Annotated in this window: 4 protein-coding genes and 2 pseudogenes; 2 read left to right on the top strand and 4 right to left on the bottom strand. The window is 33.9% G+C overall.

Annotation, left to right across the window (positions count from 1 at the left end):
• The first annotated feature begins 165 nt into the window (after window positions 1-165).
• On the top strand, window positions 166-531 hold the full coding sequence (locus HMPREF3116_RS08605; protein WP_048726876.1) for an ArsR/SmtB family transcription factor: 366 nt from the start codon (window positions 166-168) through the stop codon (window positions 529-531).
• Window positions 524-2,689: a heavy metal translocating P-type ATPase gene (locus HMPREF3116_RS08600; protein WP_070469190.1), complete on the top strand. Its 2,166-nt coding sequence runs from the start codon at window positions 524-526 to the stop codon at window positions 2,687-2,689. The genes HMPREF3116_RS08605 and HMPREF3116_RS08600 overlap by 8 nt, the downstream gene beginning before the upstream one ends.
• Before the next feature lie 211 nt (window positions 2,690-2,900).
• Here the strand turns inward: HMPREF3116_RS08600 and HMPREF3116_RS08845 are convergent.
• The 4 genes and pseudogenes from HMPREF3116_RS08845 to HMPREF3116_RS09045 all read right to left on the bottom strand — a co-directional run.
• A pseudogene (locus HMPREF3116_RS08845) lies at window positions 2,901-3,053 on the bottom strand (IS6 family transposase); the annotation flags it as partial.
• A 350-nt stretch (window positions 3,054-3,403) separates the two neighbouring features.
• The gene (locus HMPREF3116_RS08595; protein ID WP_083272827.1) at window positions 3,404-3,958 is read right to left on the bottom strand and encodes a super-infection exclusion protein B; all 555 of its coding nucleotides are present in this window, start codon (window positions 3,956-3,958) and stop codon (window positions 3,404-3,406) included.
• 13 nt (window positions 3,959-3,971) lie between these two features.
• The gene (locus HMPREF3116_RS08590) at window positions 3,972-4,505 is read right to left on the bottom strand and encodes a hypothetical protein (protein ID WP_070469189.1); all 534 of its coding nucleotides are present in this window, start codon (window positions 4,503-4,505) and stop codon (window positions 3,972-3,974) included.
• A 180-nt stretch (window positions 4,506-4,685) separates the two neighbouring features.
• Window positions 4,686-4,923, bottom strand: a pseudogene (locus tag HMPREF3116_RS09045) (hypothetical protein); the annotation flags it as partial.

The raw sequence follows: 4,923 nt of genomic DNA, 5'->3' as shown, positions 1-4,923 counted from the left end.
TTCTTTATTTAAAACTTTGCAACAGAACCAGAATAATTATTTACTGCAAACTAAAGAAAAATTGCTTTTTATGTAAATTACATTCAAACATATACTTGACTATTTGGTTTTTGTTAATTTATAATGATAATCAAACATACATTTGATTGATAAGAGGTGAAAAATTTGCAAAATAATGCATGTGAAGTTACGTGTATAGATGAGGAAAAAGTCAAAAGAGGTAAAAAAGAACTACTCAAACAAAATCCTTTGGAAGTAGCCAAAGTTTTTAAAGCTTTATCGGATGATACTAGGATTAAGATTGCGTATACTCTCTCTTTAGAAGATGAATTGTGTGTATGTGATGTAGCGAATATTGTTGGTGCTACAACTGCCACAACATCTCATCATTTGAGGTTACTTAAAAATCTTGGATTAGCTAAATATCGAAAAGAAGGTAAGTTAGTCTACTATTCATTAGATGATGATCATGTAATGAAACTAATACAGGTTGCATTTGCACACCACAAGGAGGTTGTTAAAATTGTCTGAAGCAAAAGCATTAGAGACTGAAAAAAATATGTACCGTGTTCAGGGGTTTACATGCGCAAACTGTGCGGGAAAGTTTGAAAAAAATGTTAAAAGACTTCCAGGAGTTGAGGATGCAAAAGTAAATTTTGGTGCATCTAAGATATCCGTTTACGGGGATGCAACGATTGAAGAACTTGAAAAAGCAGGTGCATTCGAGAATCTTAAAGTAGCTCCTGAAAAATCTGCTCGCCAAGTTTCACAAGAGGTAAAAGAAGATACGAAAGAAGATAAAGTGCCATTTTATAAAAAGCATAGTACTCTACTTTATGCTTCCTTATTTATTGCCTTCGGTTTACTTTCTTCGTTTGTGAATGGAGAAGAGAACATTGTTACTACCTTATTATTTTTAGCATCCATGTTAATCGGAGGGTTATCACTCTTTAAAGTTGGATTACAAAACTTATTACGCTTTGAATTTGACATGAAAACCTTTATGACAATAGCTGTTATAGGTGGGGCCATTATTGGAGAATGGGCAGAAGTTGCCATTGTTGTTATTCTTTTTGCAATTAGTGAAGCACTTGAGCGATTCTCTATGGATAGAGCAAGACAATCGATTCGTTCATTAATGGATATCGCGCCCAAAGAGGCACTTGTTAGACGGAATGGACAAGAAATCATGATTCATGTCGATGATATTGCTGTTGGCGATATCATGATTGTAAAACCTGGTCAAAATATTGCGATGGATGGTGTAGTCGTAAGTGGCTACTCTGCCGTCAATCAAGCAGCTATTACAGGCGAATCAGTCCCTGTTGAGAAAACGGTTGATGATGAAGTATTTGCAGGTACCTTAAATGAAGAAGGATTACTTGAAGTAAAAATAACAAAACTTGTTGAAGATACAACCATTTCTAAAATTATTCATCTTGTTGAGGAAGCACAAGGAGAACGCGCTCCTTCGCAGGCATTTGTCGATAAATTCGCAAAATATTACACACCGATCATTATGATCATTGCAGTATTAGTGGCTATAGTCCCTCCTTTATTCTTTGATGGCAGTTGGGAAACATGGGTTTATCAAGGATTAGCTGTTCTTGTTGTTGGTTGTCCATGTGCGTTGGTCATATCGACTCCGATTTCTATTGTTTCGGCAATTGGGAATGCTGCGAAAAAAGGGGTTCTTGTAAAAGGCGGAGTGTATTTAGAAGAAATGGGTGCCTTAAAGGCCATAGCATTTGATAAAACGGGTACCTTAACAAAAGGTGTTCCAGTTGTAACTGATTTTAAAGTGTTGAATAATCAAATGAATGAAAAAGAATTATTGGCGATCATTACTGCATTAGAGTATCGTTCTCAGCATCCTCTTGCTTCAGCTATCATGAAAAAAGCAGAAGAAGAAAACATTTCATATTCTGATGTACTGGTAGAGGATTTCTCTTCTATTACAGGTAAGGGTATCAAAGGTATTGTAAACGGGATGAATTATTATATCGGTAGCCCGAAACTCTTTAAGGAATTATTGACTACTGGCTTCGATAAAGACTTAGAGCAAAATGTTAATACTCTTCAAAATCAAGGTAAAACAGCCATGATTATTGGAACCGAAAAAGAAATACTTGGAGTTATTGCAGTTGCTGATGAGGTTCGTGAATCAAGTAAGGAAATTATTCAAAAGTTACATCAACTTGGAATCAAAAAAACAATTATGCTTACAGGTGATAACAAAGGTACAGCGAATGCAATCGGTCAGCATGTCGGAGTATCAGATATTCAAGCTGAACTGATGCCTCAGGACAAATTAGACTATATTAAACAATTAAGGTCCGAGTATGGAAACGTAGCCATGGTTGGAGATGGTGTCAATGATGCTCCTGCGTTAGCAGCTTCTACAGTTGGAATCGCAATGGGTGGAGCTGGTACAGATACAGCCCTGGAAACGGCAGACGTCGCTTTAATGGGAGACGATTTAAGAAAACTTCCATTCACTGTAAAATTAAGCCGAAAAGCTCTAAATATAATCAAAGCAAACATTACTTTTGCAATTGTTATTAAATTTATTGCCTTATTATTGGTTATCCCAGGTTGGTTAACGCTCTGGATTGCCATCCTTTCAGATATGGGCGCAACCCTTCTTGTAGCATTAAATAGTTTGCGACTTATGAAAGTGAAAGAATAAAGGGAAAAGGGCTCTCCAGACAGATTGGAAAGCCCTTTTCTAAAGTAATCACATTATAGTTATCCAGTCTAATTAAAAATGAAAAGATTGGGTATAAGTAAAACATCAGATTGTAATTACATATAAATCTCTATATTTGAACAAAAACAATTTAATTGGTTCTGTTGCAAAGTTTTAGATAAAGAATAAAATCCCTTACGGTATCTATGATTTAAGCTGGGATTCCCAATAATACCTTGATTTCAGTACAGACCGAAAACCCGAAGAGAGTGCCTTCTTTTCGGGTTTTCTTATATAATCCTCGAATGGCTTCCATGCCTTTAATCGTGGTAGAGGCAGTGCGTAAACTTCGATAGAAATTTGAAAAAGTACCAAGGTTTGAACACTTAACGGGCTATTAGTTTTGTGTTTCCTTTTCGTCGTTCAGCAAAGCTAATTTACTCATAAAATAATTCAAGGGTAAATACACTCGCTATGCTCGCCCTTGCATTATTTTAACGCATTTGCCGACGAAAAGATAAAACACATAAAAATATATGCAGAGATATTTAAAACGTCCTAAAACGCAAATATGAGTTTCTGATAGCTATTTAAATTCCAAAATCTATCTCAAAAGAATTAAGCTCGTGCAGGGCAAGCCCTACATACCCCGAAAAGCTCACACCTTAAAATTTGAGAAGGACCCACATAGTTAACCCTTGATAAGAGGCGTTTTCATTTGAAAAATAGGTACTTTTTGTCCATGAAACACGCTTTGAAATCGTCTAAGAGTTCATTATTCTTATTTAACTCATCTCCTACCCAAGGTTGTAAGTGATAAGGAATCATAGCATGATTAAAATCACCAACTAAATATTGCGCCGACGTTTTTCCAATCATTATGTTACTTTCTAATGCCGATATTGATCCATCATGTAGGGGCAGAACATGAGTGTAATTTTCTTGAGAATATAACAAATAAATAATTGCCTTTTGATAATCAGTTAATACCTTGAGTCTTTCGCCTGCTTCATCTAAAAATTTTTTCATGTTTTTTTTATCTTTTATAAATTTGCTAATTGTGTAAATCGAGTTAACTAACCAAAGCGAAAAAGCTGTTATGAATACAATACCGATAACAAACCCATATTTTTCTTGGAAACCGATTATGTGTAATTTATCTAGTAACTTGGTGGGTAAGAACAATAATAAGCCACTAGCTAAAGTTAAAGCAGCTAATATTTTATTTGGTAATGTTAAAATGTCAGAAATATTGAAGTCTATCTTCATTTACTCCCTCCTATTATTTATTTAATCCGGTAAATTCAATTATAGTATATATGGCTATAATCACTTCTAATATTTTTAAAGCCAAATCTAATAATTGCTGATAAATGTTGTTTGTTTTTTCTTGTTTCTTGTTATCTTTAGCAATAGCAACTTCAGAAAAAGCCTTATATATTCCAGAAGACGTTCCAAAAACGCCAATAATAAAAAAGATCCAAATAAAGGTTTTATAGAAAAGTCTAAGAAGGATATTTATATTCCAAGCAGAATCGACATTTACAAAACTAATAAAAATAATTAAACTCCCTAACCCTATGCCCAAGTCACTGAAATAACCATTAATACCATCAACTTTATTATTATCAAAACTTACTAACCATGGGAAACTAAAAGCTAATAAAAGTTTAGAAATGGCCTCTGGATAAAAATTTAGAATCGTTTCTGGGAATAAATGTATCACCCACGCAGCAACAAAAAAAATCGCTGAAATTCCAAAGGCTGTGGCATTATCACTTTGTTTTTTTACATCAATTTTTCCTTTTGAAGACAATGACAGTTCCTCCTGTATAAGTGCTAACAATTAGAAAAGGGCGCACTTATACCTTTTACATGCGTAAAAGGTTGTGCGAAATTATCTCGTTATTTTTTCGTTCAATATGTGATTGACGAAAACTCGAAATTTAAAAAGACAGTGTAAAATTTTCTAACGAAAATTAAAAATTCGCTTCGCTCATGTATCAGAAAAAATAATTTTTTTAGCAATCCAATTTGAATATTTCTCGCGACTTTCTTGCGTTAAAATCATCGGATATTTTAATTCAAAAATTTCTATTTCTGCTTTTAAATATACAGGATAACGACCATTTGAAAATACATAAATAGGTTTAGGAAAATTTGGTCTTTTTACAATATTGTGAACAGATTGACGACTATTCAGGTTCTGTTGCAAAGTTTTAAATAAAGAATAA

The sequence above is a fragment of the Aerococcus sp. HMSC10H05 genome (genome assembly GCF_001806975.1).
Classification (GTDB): Bacteria; Bacillota; Bacilli; order Lactobacillales; family Aerococcaceae; genus Aerococcus; species Aerococcus viridans_B.
This window is presented reverse-complemented; position numbering and strand designations above follow the sequence as displayed.

Bases quoted from the DNA above. Each gene is read 5' to 3' on its own strand.
- HMPREF3116_RS08595 (WP_083272827.1), bottom strand. From the start codon at position 3,958: ATGAAGATAGACTTCAATATTTCTGACATTTTAACATTACCAAATAAA.